This is a genomic window from Kitasatospora sp. NPDC029312 (assembly GCF_055569215.1).
On record NZ_JBVHXY010000069.1, the window covers coordinates 1 to 12,513 of the forward strand.

Genomic DNA, 12,513 nt, shown 5'->3' on the forward strand with positions numbered 1-12,513 from the left:
CTGGAACAGCTCCCACAACTCGTCCGGCACCAGCCGCTCCACGATCATCACCCGCGAAGCCTACCCAGCGATCCAAATGAGATGTCTTCTTAGACCTCATGCCGGTACGCCCCCCACCGGTCGGTGCGAGGCCTGCTGCCGCACAACCTCACCCCCGGCCCCCGGCCCCCTCCCTTGGGCCCAGCCGATGGCCGGTCGTGGGCGGCGCGTCCGGGTGGCTGCTGGCAACGGGCAGCGCCTGGGCCCACGGGAAGAACTATCCACGGGCATCAAGCCGGTAGATCCGGACTCAGCGCACCAGGCAAGGGGGTTCTGACAGTACCTGTATCACCAGGGTCTCCCAGACGCCCAAAACGCCTGTCAACCTGGTTGAGTTGAATCGAAAGCGCCGACAACACTCCATGGACACGCACTGCAGCTTCATCCCAGGTTCAATTCAGCTGCCCCGAATGCGCGACCGCGTCGGCGCATTGTTGCACGGCAGAAGGGACGGAGATCAATGGCGGACGCCCGACTCACCCATCGCACAGAACTTTTCGATCTGAGTGGGAAGTATGCCCTTGTCACTGGCGGCACCAAGGGCATTGGGATGATGATAGCGCGCGGCCTTCTCCAGGCGGGCGCCCGCGTCGTCATCAGCTCACGCAAGGCAGACGCGTGCGCGAAGGCACAGCATCTACTGTCCGAATTCGGCGACGTTCAAGCAATTCCCGCCGACCTGTCCAGGCACGACGAGTGTCAGCGCCTCGCTGATCTTGTCAAGGCCGACTCGGAACGCCTGGACATCCTCGTCAACAACGCGGGAGCGATGTGGCGCGAGCCGCTGGCGACGTTCCCGGACGAGGCCTGGGACGCAGTGATCGACCTCAACCTCAAGTCGCCGTTCTGGCTGGTGCAGGCGCTGCTTCCCGCACTTCGCAGGGCGGGCACCGCCGATGATCCCGCGCGGATCATCAACATCGGCAGTATTGCCGCCATCCACGTCGCCCAGTCGCCCAACTACTCGTACGCAAGCAGCAAAGCGGCACTCCATCAACTCACCCGAGTGCTTGCCAGAGAGCTGGGCCCACAGCACGTCACGGTGAACGCGGTAGCACCGGGAGTGTTCCCGTCACAGATGATGGCGTCCACGCTCGAGGCCATCGGCGACACGATCGCGGCGGCGGCCCCTCTGCGCCGGCTCGGCCGCGACGACGACATGGCGGGTATCGCCGTGTTCCTCGCCAGCCGGGCCGGGTCCTACCTCACGGGCACCATCATCCCGGTAGACGGCGGCATCGCGACGACCGCAACGGGTACCCCCTAGGCTGCGGAACGGGCTTACGGTGAGGGGATGGCCACGATGGATCTACGCACCGAGATTCGGGAGTTTCTCAGCTCGCGTCGCGCCCGCATCGCACCCGAGCAGGCAGACCTGCCCGCTTACGGCGGCAACCGTCGAGTCAAAGGTCTGCGCCGCGAGGAGGTAGCGCTACTGGCGGGTGTGTCGGTCGACTACTACGTGCGCATGGAGCGCGGCAGCCTCACCGGTGCCTCCGACGGCGTACTCGACGCATTGGCCTCTGCCTTGCAACTCGACGAGGCCGAGCGCGACCACCTGTTCCACCTCGCCCGCCAATCCAGGGCGCCCAGCGGCCCACGCCGGCGCAGGTCTGTCTTGACGGTGCGCTCGACACTGCAGCAGGTGCTCGACGCGATCTCTGATGCGCCGGCCTGGATCTGTAACGGCCGTTATGACGTGCTCGCCATGAATCAACTCGCCCGCGCGCTGTTTTCACCGGTGCTGGCCGACCCGCGACGGCCAGCGAACACAGCGCGGTTCGTCTATCTGAACTCCGCGGCGGCCAAAGATTTCTTCGTCGACTACGACCGAATTGCCGGTGACGCGGCCGCGAAGTTACGTATGGAAGCCGGCCGCAATCCGCACGACGAGGAGCTGATCGCCTTGGTCGGCGAACTGTCAACATGCAGTGAGCTATTCCGGCAGCGGTGGGCATCTCAGGACGTGCGGCTGCACCGGTCCGGACGCAAGCGGGTGCACCATCCGATCGTGGGCCGGCTCGACTTGGACGTCGAGTCCCTGGAACTGCCCGCCGAACCCGGCCTGTACCTCACCGTCTACACCGCAGCAGCGGGCACGCCAACCGCTGACAATTTGGCGCTCCTGGCGTCGTGGGCGGCCACCCAACAGACGCTGGCGTCCGAGCTCGAAGCACACAACGGATAGCACCGCCTGGGGTCTTCGCCGGGGTAGGTCACCCTCGCCCCGTCCGCGCTCATAATCCTGGTCCTGGTCCTCATCGACCATACGGGGCCGCAGGCGCCAGGCGGGAACGGTCGACGGGTGAGGTCCGCCGCCGGCTAGTGCTCTGACCGGGAAGGTTCGCCGGGTCAGCAGTTCCAGCGGTTGGATGTCCGGGGACGTCGGATCCGACCGTTGGGGGTGTGGTGGCTGAGCCTGTCCGTGTGCGCAGGTTGACCGACCAGGAGGGTCAGAAGCTGCAGCAGATCGTGCGCCGGGGCAGCGCCAGCTCGGTGCGCTACCGGCGCGCGATGATGCTGCTGGCCTCGGTCGGTGGAAACCGGGTCCCTGTGATCGCGAAGCTGGTGCAGGCCGATGAGGACACTGTCCGCGACGTGATCCACCGGTTCAACGAGATCGGCCTAACCTGCTTGGACCCTCGGTGGGCGGGAGGCCGTCCCCGCCTTCTGAGTCCTGACGACGAGGACTTCGTCGTTCAGACGGCCACCACCCGCCCGACCAAGCCCGGACAGCCTTTCACTCGCTGGTCGATCCGCAAACTCGCCGCCTACCTGCGGAAGGTGCACGGCCGTGCGATCCGGATCGGCCGCGAGGCGTTACGGTGCCTGCTCGCCCGCTGCGGCGTGACCTTCCAGCGCACCAAGACCTGGAAGGAGTCGCCTGACCCGGAGCGCGACGCCAAGCTGGACCGCATCGAGGAGGTGCTGGAACGCTTCGCGGACCGCGTGTTCGCGTTCGACGAGTTCGGGCCGCTCGGCATCCGCCCCACCGCAGGAGCCGGCTGGGTTCCCGCCGGTCGCCCCGAGCGCCATCCCGCGACCTACCACCGCACCCACGGGGTGCGGTACTTCCACGGTTGCTATTCCGTCGGAGACGACCGGCTGTGGGGCGTCAACCGCCGCGCGAAGGGGGCGGTGAACACCCTGGCCGCACTGAGGTCGATCCGGGCCGCGCGCCCGGACGGCGCCCCGATCTACGTCATCCTGGACAACCTGTCCGCCCACAAGGGCGACAAGATCCGTCGCTGGGCGAAGAAGAACCGCGTCGAGCTGTGCTTCACCCCGACGTACGCCTCCTGGGCCAACCCGATCGAAGCCCATTTCGGGCCTCTGCGGCAGTTCACGATCGCGAACTCCCATCATCGCAACCACAGCGTGCAGACCCGGGCCTGCGCCTACCTGCGCTGGCATAACACCAACGCCCGCCACCCCGACGTCCTCGCGGCGCAGCGTCGCGAACGCGCCCGCATCCGAAGCGAGAAGAGCATCCGCTGGGGCGGACGTCCCTTGCCGTCGCAACCTGAAGGATCTGACGAATCCATGCGGTCGCAGCCCGAACGTGTAGAAGAGCACCGGACAGACGAATCACTCGCGCATACGGGCTGACGCGGACGAGGCGAGCATCGCTTTGAGGATGCGATGCAGCTCAACGCGGTCCTGGGGTGTGACCCTTGCCAACCTGCGGTCGTACTCCGCCGCGAGGGCTGCAAGTGCTCGATCGCGTGCTTGCGTGCCCTCAGCGGTCAGTACGAGCCGATGACGCCGCAAGTCCGCCTCGTCGATCTCGCGGCGGACAAAGCCCTTGGCGACGAGGTTGCGAACGTAGACCGTCACGCTCGCCTTGGGCAGCAGCAGCGCAGTCGCGATCTCGGCCGGGTACGGCGATGCCTCCACCTCGGCCAGGACGAAGAACTCCTTCGTCTCCAACCCGAGCTCGACCAGCTCCCGTGTGCAGGCATCCATTACGACGCCCAGTAGCCGCTGGTTCAGCGTCCACAGCTGCGCCCCGTCGACTGACATGCGCCCCTCCATCCATGCGGTAGAGTTTCGTACTAGTCTCAGATCGTACAAGAAGCCACTTTGTACTGGACTCCCGTGGAACGACGATCTCACGAAGGAGGCCGCGCATGCTTCAGCACCTCACGATCCCGCGCGGTCCCATAAACCTCGCCGCGGACCTCCACCTGCCCGCCAACGCCGACAGCAGCGCACCGCTGCGCGCTGTAGTGCTCTCCACCCCAGGCAGCAGCGTGAAGGAGCAGATCGGCGCCGATTACGCCTCCCGTCTCGCCACCCGCGGCATCGCGGCGCTCGTCTTCGACCCCGCCCATCAGGGCCGGAGCGAGGGTGAGCCCCGCGACCTCGAAGACCCCTACCGCCGGGGTGAGGACATCTCCTACGCCATCGACGTGCTCACCACGACCGCCGGTATCGATCCGCAGCGCATCGGCGTCCTCGGTATCTGCGCCGGTGGGGGCTACGCCGTGCACACCGCCCGCACGGACCACCGCATCAAGGCGGTCGGCACGGTCGTCCCCGTCAATATCGGCGCCGCGTTTCGCAGCTTCTCCCCCGACGGTCCGGCCGCAGCACTCGACGCCCTCGCGGATGCACGTACCGAAGAGGCCCGCTCCGGCGAGACGACCCGCGTGAACTGGCTGCCCGACACCCTTGAGGACGCCGCGGCAGCGGGCCTGACCGACATCGACACCACTCAGGCCGTCACCTACTACCGCACCGAGCGCGGCGGCAACGAACACTCCACGAATCGGCGCCTCTTGCGCAGCGACTCCCTCCTGCTGGGCTACGACGCGTTCCACTTGGCCGATCGGCTCATGACCCAGCCACTCCTGGTCATCCTCGCTGGACGCGTCGGCAACACCGGCTCCTACGACACCGGCATGCAGCTGTGGAAGCTGGCCCCCAACCCCGTCGACCTCATGGTGATCGACGGCGCCGGCCACTACGAGATGTATGACGAGCCCGAATACGTCGACACTGCCGTCGAACGACTCACCAGCTTCTACATGAACAACCTGTAAGGCATCCGAACCGGCGAACCTATGCGGTCAGAGCACTAGTGCTGTTCCGCGGACGTTCGTGGAGGGCGTTGATCAGGCGGCCTTGAGTGGGGTGCCTCAACGCTCTCGCGCCGGCCATCCTGGTGCCGATAGGACTCGTCGTCCTCGTCGGCCCACCAGCTTCCTGGACCGGGCGCGGCGGGTGTTCGGCTGCTCAGCGTGAGGATCGGTCCCACGGCACCGGTTCCTTCTTGCGCGGCGGACCGGGGGTGGGCCCCGGCCCGTGAGCGCCTATCCAACGCCCGCCGGAGAACAAGGTCAACACCTTTACAGGGCACGGGCCGTCAGAGCCGGCTGCGCTGTACGACGGGCCGGGCAGGACGGCTCTGGTCGGTGCCGCGCAGCGTGAGGGCCACGGTGCGGGTGCGCTCCCGTCAGCTCACGACCTGGCGCAGCGTGGCAGGGTCGACGTGGTGAGTGAGGTCGCGGACGGCTGGGTGGTCGTCGCCGGTGAGAGGTCGGCGCGGTCGATGGCGCTGGTGAGGGGCTGGCAGCGGTGCCGGGCCACGGGGCATGCGGACAGCCCGACCCCGGTGCGGAGGGCATTGCCGATCCGCGACCTCCGCGCTCCCACGCCCTTCCCTGCGTGCAGATACGACTTGTCGCGCGCGCGGGTGAACCCGTCGCTTCCTCCGCAGGCGGGCGGCCGCTAGGAAGATCCACGACCGCCAATGTCGATCCCCGAAGCGGACCCCGATGCGATCCAGCATGACCGCCGCGCGCGCCGCCACCGCCCTGCTCTCCCTCACCGGCGGGCCGGGATGGGCAGATCCCGGCCGGAACGTGCTCTTCCGGGGAGGTGAGCGCGGTCAGGGCGGTGGCGGCGTCCTGCTCGACGATCCTGCGGTGGTCCTCACAGCGCCCGCCGGAGCGCGCCCTATGCACCGTTGCGCCGCCGGCCGGTGTCGGTCAGCGAGTTTGTCGAAGCGGGTGCGATCGTGCGGAACGGCTTATAGAGGGTCCCACCTTCGGTCACACTCTCGGTCCCTCGCTGGAGACACCCTTCATCCCCCTGTGGGGCCTCCCTCCGGTGCAACCCGGATCTGTCACCTCAGCGAGGGCTCCGTTGGGATCATCGGGTCCGCCACTGGCGGTCGGGCAGGAAGCGCACGTCGTACCGCTCGGGGACGGTTGCGAACTTGTGGGGTTCGGGGACGACCGGTTCCCCTGGCAGGCCGAGGTGTTCGGTGGGCGTGCCGAGGTTCTCGAAGAACCGCTCAAAGGTGCCGCCGGGGCCGGCGGCGACACCGATGACCTGGCTGTGGTGGCGTTCCATGCGGTAGGCATGCGGGCAGTTCTTGGGCACGAAGCCGAAGTCGCCGGGGGTCAGGAGCTTTTCTTGCTGGTTGCCCTCGGTGTCCTCGACGAACAACCGCACGGCGCCGGCGGTGATGTAGAAGACTTCGTGGGTGTCGGGGTGCAGATGGGCCGGGATGAGGTCGCCCTTTGGGCCTTCGACTGTGAAGAAGTTGAAGGTGTTCTCGGTCTGCTCGCCGCCGGCGTAGATCGTGATCAGGTCGCCGAAGAGGTGGGCGCGGTCGCCCTCGGCCTTCTCGATGAAGTAGGGCTTGCCCGGCTCGACGGGTATGCGGGAAGCGCGCCGGTAACGGGTGGCGTACTCGATGGTCATGCGGTGCTCCTCGCTCGGCTGCCCTCCAAAAACGTCAGCCAGCCTGACATAGGAGAATGCCCGTGGGCAACCCGCGGAGGTGAGCCCGGCCGCTCCCGCCTTCTGCCGTCGTGAGGAACAGATGGAATCCACCCGCCGCAACCTCCCCCAGCTGCTTGGCGACGCCCGGCGCTGGTTCGAAGAAGGACTGCTGGCAGCCCTGGAAGCGGGCGGCGCCACGCCGGTGTCTCCGTCACAGGCGCAGCTCTTCGCCGTACTGGACGACCAGGGCACCACGGTCTCGGAGCTGGCCCGGCGCATGGGTGTCACTCGGCAGACTGCGCACCAGGCCGTGCATGGCTTGGTCGCCGCCGGGTTGCTCGAACAAGTTCCCGACCCGGCCTCCGCCCGCCAGCGGCTGATCCGGCGCACTCGGGAAGGCGAAGATGCACACCGCCGGGCCAGCCTCATCCTCGAACGGCTGGAAGAGCAGCTCGCCGGGCGGATCGGCCAGGACAGGGTCGATGCTCTGCGGACGACGCTGGAAGCCCAATGGGGCCAGCCGCCCATCCCGAGCGCAGAGTAGGGGCCACTATCGCGGCGGCCTTTGCGGACTATGTACCGGGGCGCCGATAGGCAGCCCGAGGACAGCGCGATGAGCAGCAGCCCGGCGGTGAGGGGCAGCCGGGGACCGTAGCGGGCGCACAGGACGCCGGCCAACGGGGCGGCGGGCACGATGAATGCCGAGGCGGTGAGGAAGACGAGACCCGCTCCGGCCGCCGACCAGCGGAGGATGTCCTGCAGGTAGAGGGTCAAAAAGAAGGTGGAACCGAAGAGTCCCAGACCGGAGGCGAAACAGGACAGGGCGGATGCCGCGTACGCCCGTTCACGCAGTTGCCGCAGGTCCAGGAGCGGTTCGGCGGCGCGGAACTCGACGGCGACGAAGGCCGGTAGGGCGGTGGCAGCGACCAGCAACGCCGACACGACCGGGCCGGTGGACCAGCCGTCCACCGGCCCCTGCACCAGGGCGAACACCAGCGCGCCCGCTCCCGTCGCGGCCAGCAGTTGCCCGGCCGGGTCCCAGCATGGCCGGGCGGCGGGCACCATCGGCACCAGGATCGGGGCGATCAGGAGCAGCAGCAGGCCGATCGGGAGGTTGATCCACAGCACGCTGCGCCAGCCGAACTGCTCGACCAAGGGCCGCCCACGGCCGGACCGAGCGCCACCCCGAGGCCCGCCACACCACCTCGCACGCCCAGGGCGCGGGCGCGCTGCCTGCCCTGGGAACACGTGGCGCAGCAGTGCAGTGGCGGCGGGCAGAAGCGCGGCCGCGCCCGCTCCCTGCACCAGGCGGCCCGCCACCAGACTGGTCTAGTCGGCGGCGAGCGCTCCCAGGGCGGACCTTGGCGCAGAACAGGACCAGCCCGGCGCAGAACGCGCGTCGCGGGCCGAGGCGGCCGGCAACCAGCCCGCCGGAGAGCAATCCGGCGGCGAAGACGAGGGTGTAGCCGGCTGCCACCCACTGCAACCGGCTGATGCCTGCTTCCATCTCAGCGCCGATGTGTGGGAGTGCGTTGTTCATCGCCAGGTTGTCCAGCATGGCCATGAACACCGCGCCGGACGTGACGGTCAGCGTCGCGGCCTGCCGGCGCGCAGACGATACGCTCGCGACGGCGGTGTCGGCGGTGTCAGACATCCGAAGTCTTCCTGGCCTCTGTACCCGTGAACGCCCGGTCGTCGTACGGGCTGGTCCAGGTGCCGGAGACGGCCTGGCACTGGTCGTTGTGGACGACGTCCTGGCCGCCGCGGGACAGGACGACCTCGCGGGTGTCACAGCTGTACTGGACCACCCAGTGCGGGAACTTCGCCCGGCTGTAACCCTCCATCGAGTGCCATTCGGCGATGCTCAGGCCCGCCAGCTCCTCGCGGGCGACGCCCAGCGGCGTCAGCTCGGGCAGCGCGCGATGGGAGGCGGTGGCCGTGGCGGCGGCCTGAGCCGGGACGGCGGCCGGGACCAGTACCGCGGTCAAGGAGAGCAGGACGACGCAGGCCCGACGCCACGCACGTGAAGTGATCATGCGCCAGGTGTAGCCGCCGGGGCGCAGAACTCCGGGGATCGGCGTGCGTTCGTAGTCGTGTCACCGTCGGATGTTGACTGCCACAAGACCGATACCCGCCGCCCGGACCCATCGCGGGAGCAGGCGTCGACCGTGAAGACGCCGCCGGGCAGGAGCACTGCTGGTCGAACTCCCATACGCGCGCCGCTGTGTCAGAACCGGCTGCGCCGCACGACCGGCCGGGTGGGCTGGGCAGGCTCGGTACCGCGCAGTGCGAGGGCCGCGGTGCGGGTGCGCTCCAGCCAGCTCACGACCTGGCGCACCGTGGCGGCATCGAGGGTGCGGGTGAGGTCGCGGACGGCCTGGTGGTCGTCGTCGGACAGCGTGGAGAGGCCGGCGCGCTCCAGGGCGGTGTAAAGGGGCTGGGCCGCGGTGCCGGCCAGGCTCCGGTGGGCGGCGTCGGCGCTCCGGCGGGCCCGGTGGGCGGCCTCGCGGGCGCACTCGGCGACGCCTTGACGGTGGCGCTCACGGCGCAGCGCGTGCTGAAGGGCGGTGTCGTGGTCAGGGTCGTAGCGCACAGCGCGGGTGGCGGCCACGTGGTCGCGCAGGCGCTGCCACTCGGCGAGCCGGTCGGCCGCGGCGGCGACGGCGGTCTCGTCTCCGGCGTCGGCGTACCGGTCGGCGTGGCGCTCGTCGTCCCTCGCCCGGTACATGGCCTGCTGGATGGCCTCCAGCGTCATCCCGGCTGCCCGGCGGCGCACCCTGCTGCGGACGTCGCCCAGCAGCCCCCGCTCCGGGTCCTCATCCTCGTCCTCGTCTTCATCCTGGGCGGGGTGCTGGGCGAGGGCGGCGTGCAGCGTCGCGCCGGCCTCCCACGCCTCGGCGTGCACAACAGGCTCCGGCACCGCCAGACCGGGGCGGGCACCGAGAACGACCCGGCCCTCCACCAAGGCCACCCATCCGTCCAAGCCGTCGATGTCGCGCTCGGTCCAGCCGCGGGCAAGTCCGGCGCCCTGGTGAAGGGTGCGGATGCCGTCATGACCGGTCCAGCGCAGCCACATCGCACCGCGCACCAGCGGAGAGTCGAGAATCGGGCGGCCCAGGTCCCGATCGGCGGGCGCGGGCCGGCTGCTGCACACAGCCAGCCACAACCGCTCAGGCGCGGCAGCGGGGTCCGGGTCGGAGCAGGTGGAGTCGGTCATCGCGCGGCGCCTCTCGGACGTCGGGAACGGGTACGGGCGGCCGTCCCGGCCAGGTAGGCCGGGACGGGAGGAGCGGGGCGGTGCGGTGCGGTGCGGTCAGCCGGTGACGGTCTCAGCGTGCCGGGTCAGTGCGTCCAGGAGCGCGGCCTGGTGGTCGGTCAGCTTCCCATACGCACGGGCCCTGTCCTGCTTGCGCAGCCAGGTGCCGGGCCGGAACTCCGGGTCAGCCTCGCCGCCGGTGCGGTTCGCCGGGCCGTCCAGGGTTCCGCCGGCGGCGAGGTAGGCGAGCAGGCGCCGGTAGGAGCGCATCAGGTGACCGGGCAGGCTTCGGCTAGAGCTTCGACCGCCGCAGCGATCGAAGGACGCGCGGCCGAGGTGGATCGCCAGATAACGAAGACCCGGCGCCGCGGGGCTCCCGTCAGCGGCACGAACCGCACTGGAGCGGCGGTCGGTTCACGTCCCAGGTGCGGGATGATGGCGATGCCCAGTCCTGCCGCGACCAGAGCAATCTGCGTCGGGTGCTCCGCAGCGGTGTGGGTGATGCGGGCCTTCTTAAGGCTTCGCATCAGCCATTCATGGCACAGCTGCCCGTCGCTCGAGGTGATCCAATCCTCGTCTCGCAGGTCTTCCAAGTTCAGCGTTGGACGGTCGGCGAGCCGATGGTCCTCGGTCAGGGCTATGTCATAGGTGTCGTCGAGGAGAGAGCGGTGGTCCAGGCCTTGGGGCAGGGCAAGCGGGTCATCGATCCACTCTTCGACGACTGCCAGGTCGAGTAGCCCGCGTCGAACTGCCGGGATGGCTTCGTACGGCTCTTGTTCCCGTGCCGACACCGTCAGCTGCGGGTACCGCGATCGCAGGGATCGCAGCGCCAGCGGGAGCAGCCCGCGCGCGGCGGTGGGAAAGGCCGCGATCGTGAGGCTGCCGGTCACCACTCCGTGGTGCTGCGCCATGGTCGCCATGACGCGTTCTACGTGAGCGAGCAACCCTGCCGCTTCATCGGCGAGCAACGTGCCGCCCTCGGTCAGCCGGATGCCTCGGCCTTGACGTTCCGCCAGGTGAGTCCCGACTTCCTGCTCAAGTCGCGCCATCTGCTGGGAGACGGCGGACGTAGTGACATGCAATAGCCGTGCGGCGCCCACGACGGATCCCGTCGTCGCCACCGCGTGCAGCACCCGCAGGCGTTCCAGATTCAACATCTAAGAGATGCTACGAGATGTAGTCCATAGGCATTCACTTGTGCTTCGCGGCTCTCGACTTCAGAGTGGACGCAGTGCGACAGGCCGCAGGGGTGCCGAGTGGCCAGGCTCGACTGTCCAGCCATCCGGCCATCGCACAGACCTGGTTGAACGGGATGGGGAACTCTGTGCGTGGTTCCAATCGGCGGCCCTTGGCGCCCGACTGGCTCGCCACGTGGGCGGCGGTATCACCCTTGCCTCGGCCGCCACCGTCATTCGCTGCTGGTTGAGGCTGCTGCTCGGGCACGCCCGTTGGCCACAGGTCAGTTATTTATTGTTCGGACGTTTTAGCCGCGTAATCGGGATCGCGGGAGACCTTCCAGGTCTTCACCCGTTGAAAGGAGACTCCCTCCTCGCGGAGTAGGACCCGAAGTCCCTCGTGGCTGATGTCGTCGACCACCCCGTCGGCGACCAGGAAGTCGGCCAGCTCGGTCAGGCTCCAGGTCGAGAACGGCAGGCCGTGCTCGGCCGGCTTGGACTTGGCGATCTCCTTGATCTCCCTGCGCTCGGGGAGCGTGAACGTCTTCGGACGCCCGCCCTGGTATTTCGGGCGGAGCGCCTCGAAGCCGTCGGCGTTGAAATTGTGGATCACGTCACGGACCCGGTCCGCACTGGTGAACGTGACCTCGGCAATTTTCACCACAGGCATGCGGTGGGCGGACAGCAGCAGCATCTGGGCCCGCCGCCAGGTCACCACCGACCCGGAGCCCCGGCGGACGATCCGCAGCAACTGTCTGCCCTCGTCGTCATCGATCTCACGGACCTGCACGCGTTCAGCCACCAGCGCAGCTTTCCGGACGCGCGCCGCCGGAGCGGTATCCGGACGGTGCGGCACATCACGACAGCCCAAGGCTTTGCTGATACGGCGGCGCTAGGCGTGGGTCCGCACCTCGAGGCGGCTGCCTTGCGGCAGGGTGACGCTCAGGATGTCGCCGGGGGCGTCCAGTTCAATGCTGTGCCAGCGCCCGCGTGGCACGATGACTGCTTTTCCGGCCGTCAGTTCGACCTCCTCCTGCTCATCGCCCGTCTGCAGAGGTCGGAAGCAGAGGCGTATGCGGCCGGTGAGGCAGGAGACGACCTCGTCCGCGTGGGGATGGATTTCCCAGTGGTCGGCGTGGAGGTCGGCGTTGGTGGCGACGTGGAACGCCATCACCTGCCAGCCGTCCCCCTCAGGGTCGAAGGTCGGCTGCTCGGCGTGCACCTGGCCGTCGGGGCGAAGGTGCAGGAAGGACTCGAAGAGGTCGATCGTGGTGATGGTCATGTCGGGATCTCCTTATCTCAGTTGAT

General features: G+C 68.6%; 11 protein-coding genes and 3 pseudogenes. 5 read left to right on the plus strand and 9 right to left on the minus strand.

The window, feature by feature from the left end; genetic code table 11:
- Positions 1-499 precede the first annotated feature (499 nt).
- The 3 genes and pseudogenes from ACZ4WV_RS33990 to ACZ4WV_RS34000 all read left to right on the plus strand — a co-directional run.
- On the plus strand, positions 500-1,306 hold the full coding sequence (locus ACZ4WV_RS33990; protein WP_465752733.1) for an SDR family oxidoreductase: 807 nt from the start codon (positions 500-502) through the stop codon (positions 1,304-1,306).
- Between the two features lie 27 nt (positions 1,307-1,333).
- On the plus strand, positions 1,334-2,227 hold the full coding sequence (locus tag ACZ4WV_RS33995) for a helix-turn-helix transcriptional regulator (protein ID WP_465752735.1): 894 nt from the start codon (positions 1,334-1,336) through the stop codon (positions 2,225-2,227).
- Positions 2,228-2,448: 221 nt separating this feature from the next.
- Positions 2,449-3,552 (plus strand): annotated as a pseudogene (locus ACZ4WV_RS34000) (IS630 family transposase); the annotation flags it as partial.
- Between the two features lie 75 nt (positions 3,553-3,627).
- Here the strand turns inward: ACZ4WV_RS34000 and ACZ4WV_RS34005 are convergent.
- Positions 3,628-4,062: a MarR family winged helix-turn-helix transcriptional regulator gene (locus ACZ4WV_RS34005; protein WP_465752737.1), complete on the minus strand. Its 435-nt coding sequence runs from the start codon at positions 4,060-4,062 to the stop codon at positions 3,628-3,630.
- A 107-nt stretch (positions 4,063-4,169) separates the two neighbouring features.
- Here ACZ4WV_RS34005 and ACZ4WV_RS34010 point away from each other — a divergent pair, with 107 nt between their 5' ends.
- Positions 4,170-5,084, plus strand: coding sequence for an alpha/beta hydrolase (locus ACZ4WV_RS34010; RefSeq protein WP_465752739.1), 915 nt, complete (start codon positions 4,170-4,172; stop codon positions 5,082-5,084).
- Between the two features lie 1,111 nt (positions 5,085-6,195).
- Here the strand turns inward: ACZ4WV_RS34010 and ACZ4WV_RS34015 are convergent.
- Positions 6,196-6,753 (minus strand): quercetin 2,3-dioxygenase, encoded by a 558-nt coding sequence (locus ACZ4WV_RS34015; RefSeq protein ID WP_465752774.1) that lies wholly within the window; start codon positions 6,751-6,753, stop codon positions 6,196-6,198.
- A gap of 121 nt (positions 6,754-6,874) precedes the next feature.
- On the opposite strand from ACZ4WV_RS34015, the gene ACZ4WV_RS34020 reads away from it, so the two are divergent.
- Positions 6,875-7,318: a MarR family winged helix-turn-helix transcriptional regulator gene (locus ACZ4WV_RS34020; protein WP_465752776.1), complete on the plus strand. Its 444-nt coding sequence runs from the start codon at positions 6,875-6,877 to the stop codon at positions 7,316-7,318.
- 47 nt (positions 7,319-7,365) lie between these two features.
- Here ACZ4WV_RS34020 and ACZ4WV_RS34025 read toward each other — a convergent pair.
- The 7 genes and pseudogenes from ACZ4WV_RS34025 to ACZ4WV_RS34055 form a co-directional block, all read right to left on the minus strand.
- A pseudogene (locus ACZ4WV_RS34025) lies at positions 7,366-8,094 on the minus strand (MFS transporter); the annotation flags it as partial.
- Positions 8,095-8,420: 326 nt separating this feature from the next.
- On the minus strand, positions 8,421-8,810 hold the full coding sequence (locus ACZ4WV_RS34030; protein WP_465752741.1) for a hypothetical protein: 390 nt from the start codon (positions 8,808-8,810) through the stop codon (positions 8,421-8,423).
- A 191-nt stretch (positions 8,811-9,001) separates the two neighbouring features.
- A complete protein-coding gene (locus ACZ4WV_RS34035) occupies positions 9,002-9,991 on the minus strand; it encodes a hypothetical protein (RefSeq protein WP_465752743.1) in 990 nt (329 codons plus the stop codon).
- A gap of 96 nt (positions 9,992-10,087) precedes the next feature.
- On the minus strand, positions 10,088-10,300 hold the full coding sequence (locus tag ACZ4WV_RS34040; RefSeq protein ID WP_465752745.1) for a helicase associated domain-containing protein: 213 nt from the start codon (positions 10,298-10,300) through the stop codon (positions 10,088-10,090).
- A complete protein-coding gene (locus ACZ4WV_RS34045) occupies positions 10,300-11,187 on the minus strand; it encodes a LysR family transcriptional regulator (RefSeq protein WP_465752746.1) in 888 nt (295 codons plus the stop codon). The genes ACZ4WV_RS34040 and ACZ4WV_RS34045 overlap by 1 nt, the downstream gene beginning before the upstream one ends.
- A gap of 325 nt (positions 11,188-11,512) precedes the next feature.
- Positions 11,513-12,007: pseudogene (locus ACZ4WV_RS34050) on the minus strand (helix-turn-helix domain-containing protein); the annotation flags it as partial.
- Between the two features lie 90 nt (positions 12,008-12,097).
- Positions 12,098-12,487, minus strand: a complete 390-nt coding sequence (locus ACZ4WV_RS34055) for a cupin domain-containing protein (RefSeq protein ID WP_465752748.1) — start codon at positions 12,485-12,487, stop codon at positions 12,098-12,100.
- Positions 12,488-12,513: the final 26 nt, after the last annotated feature.

Bases quoted from the DNA above. Each gene is read 5' to 3' on its own strand.
- ACZ4WV_RS33990 (WP_465752733.1), top strand. From the start codon at position 500: ATGGCGGACGCCCGACTCACCCATCGCACAGAACTTTTCGATCTGAGT.
- ACZ4WV_RS33995 (WP_465752735.1), top strand. From the start codon at position 1,334: ATGGCCACGATGGATCTACGCACCGAGATTCGGGAGTTTCTCAGCTCG.
- ACZ4WV_RS34005 (WP_465752737.1), bottom strand. From the start codon at position 4,062: ATGTCAGTCGACGGGGCGCAGCTGTGGACGCTGAACCAGCGGCTACTG.
- ACZ4WV_RS34010 (WP_465752739.1), top strand. From the start codon at position 4,170: ATGCTTCAGCACCTCACGATCCCGCGCGGTCCCATAAACCTCGCCGCG.
- ACZ4WV_RS34015 (WP_465752774.1), bottom strand. From the start codon at position 6,753: ATGACCATCGAGTACGCCACCCGTTACCGGCGCGCTTCCCGCATACCC.
- ACZ4WV_RS34020 (WP_465752776.1), top strand. From the start codon at position 6,875: ATGGAATCCACCCGCCGCAACCTCCCCCAGCTGCTTGGCGACGCCCGG.
- ACZ4WV_RS34030 (WP_465752741.1), bottom strand. From the start codon at position 8,810: ATGATCACTTCACGTGCGTGGCGTCGGGCCTGCGTCGTCCTGCTCTCC.
- ACZ4WV_RS34035 (WP_465752743.1), bottom strand. From the start codon at position 9,991: ATGACCGACTCCACCTGCTCCGACCCGGACCCCGCTGCCGCGCCTGAG.
- ACZ4WV_RS34040 (WP_465752745.1), bottom strand. From the start codon at position 10,300: ATGCGCTCCTACCGGCGCCTGCTCGCCTACCTCGCCGCCGGCGGAACC.
- ACZ4WV_RS34045 (WP_465752746.1), bottom strand. From the start codon at position 11,187: ATGTTGAATCTGGAACGCCTGCGGGTGCTGCACGCGGTGGCGACGACG.
- ACZ4WV_RS34055 (WP_465752748.1), bottom strand. From the start codon at position 12,487: ATGACCATCACCACGATCGACCTCTTCGAGTCCTTCCTGCACCTTCGC.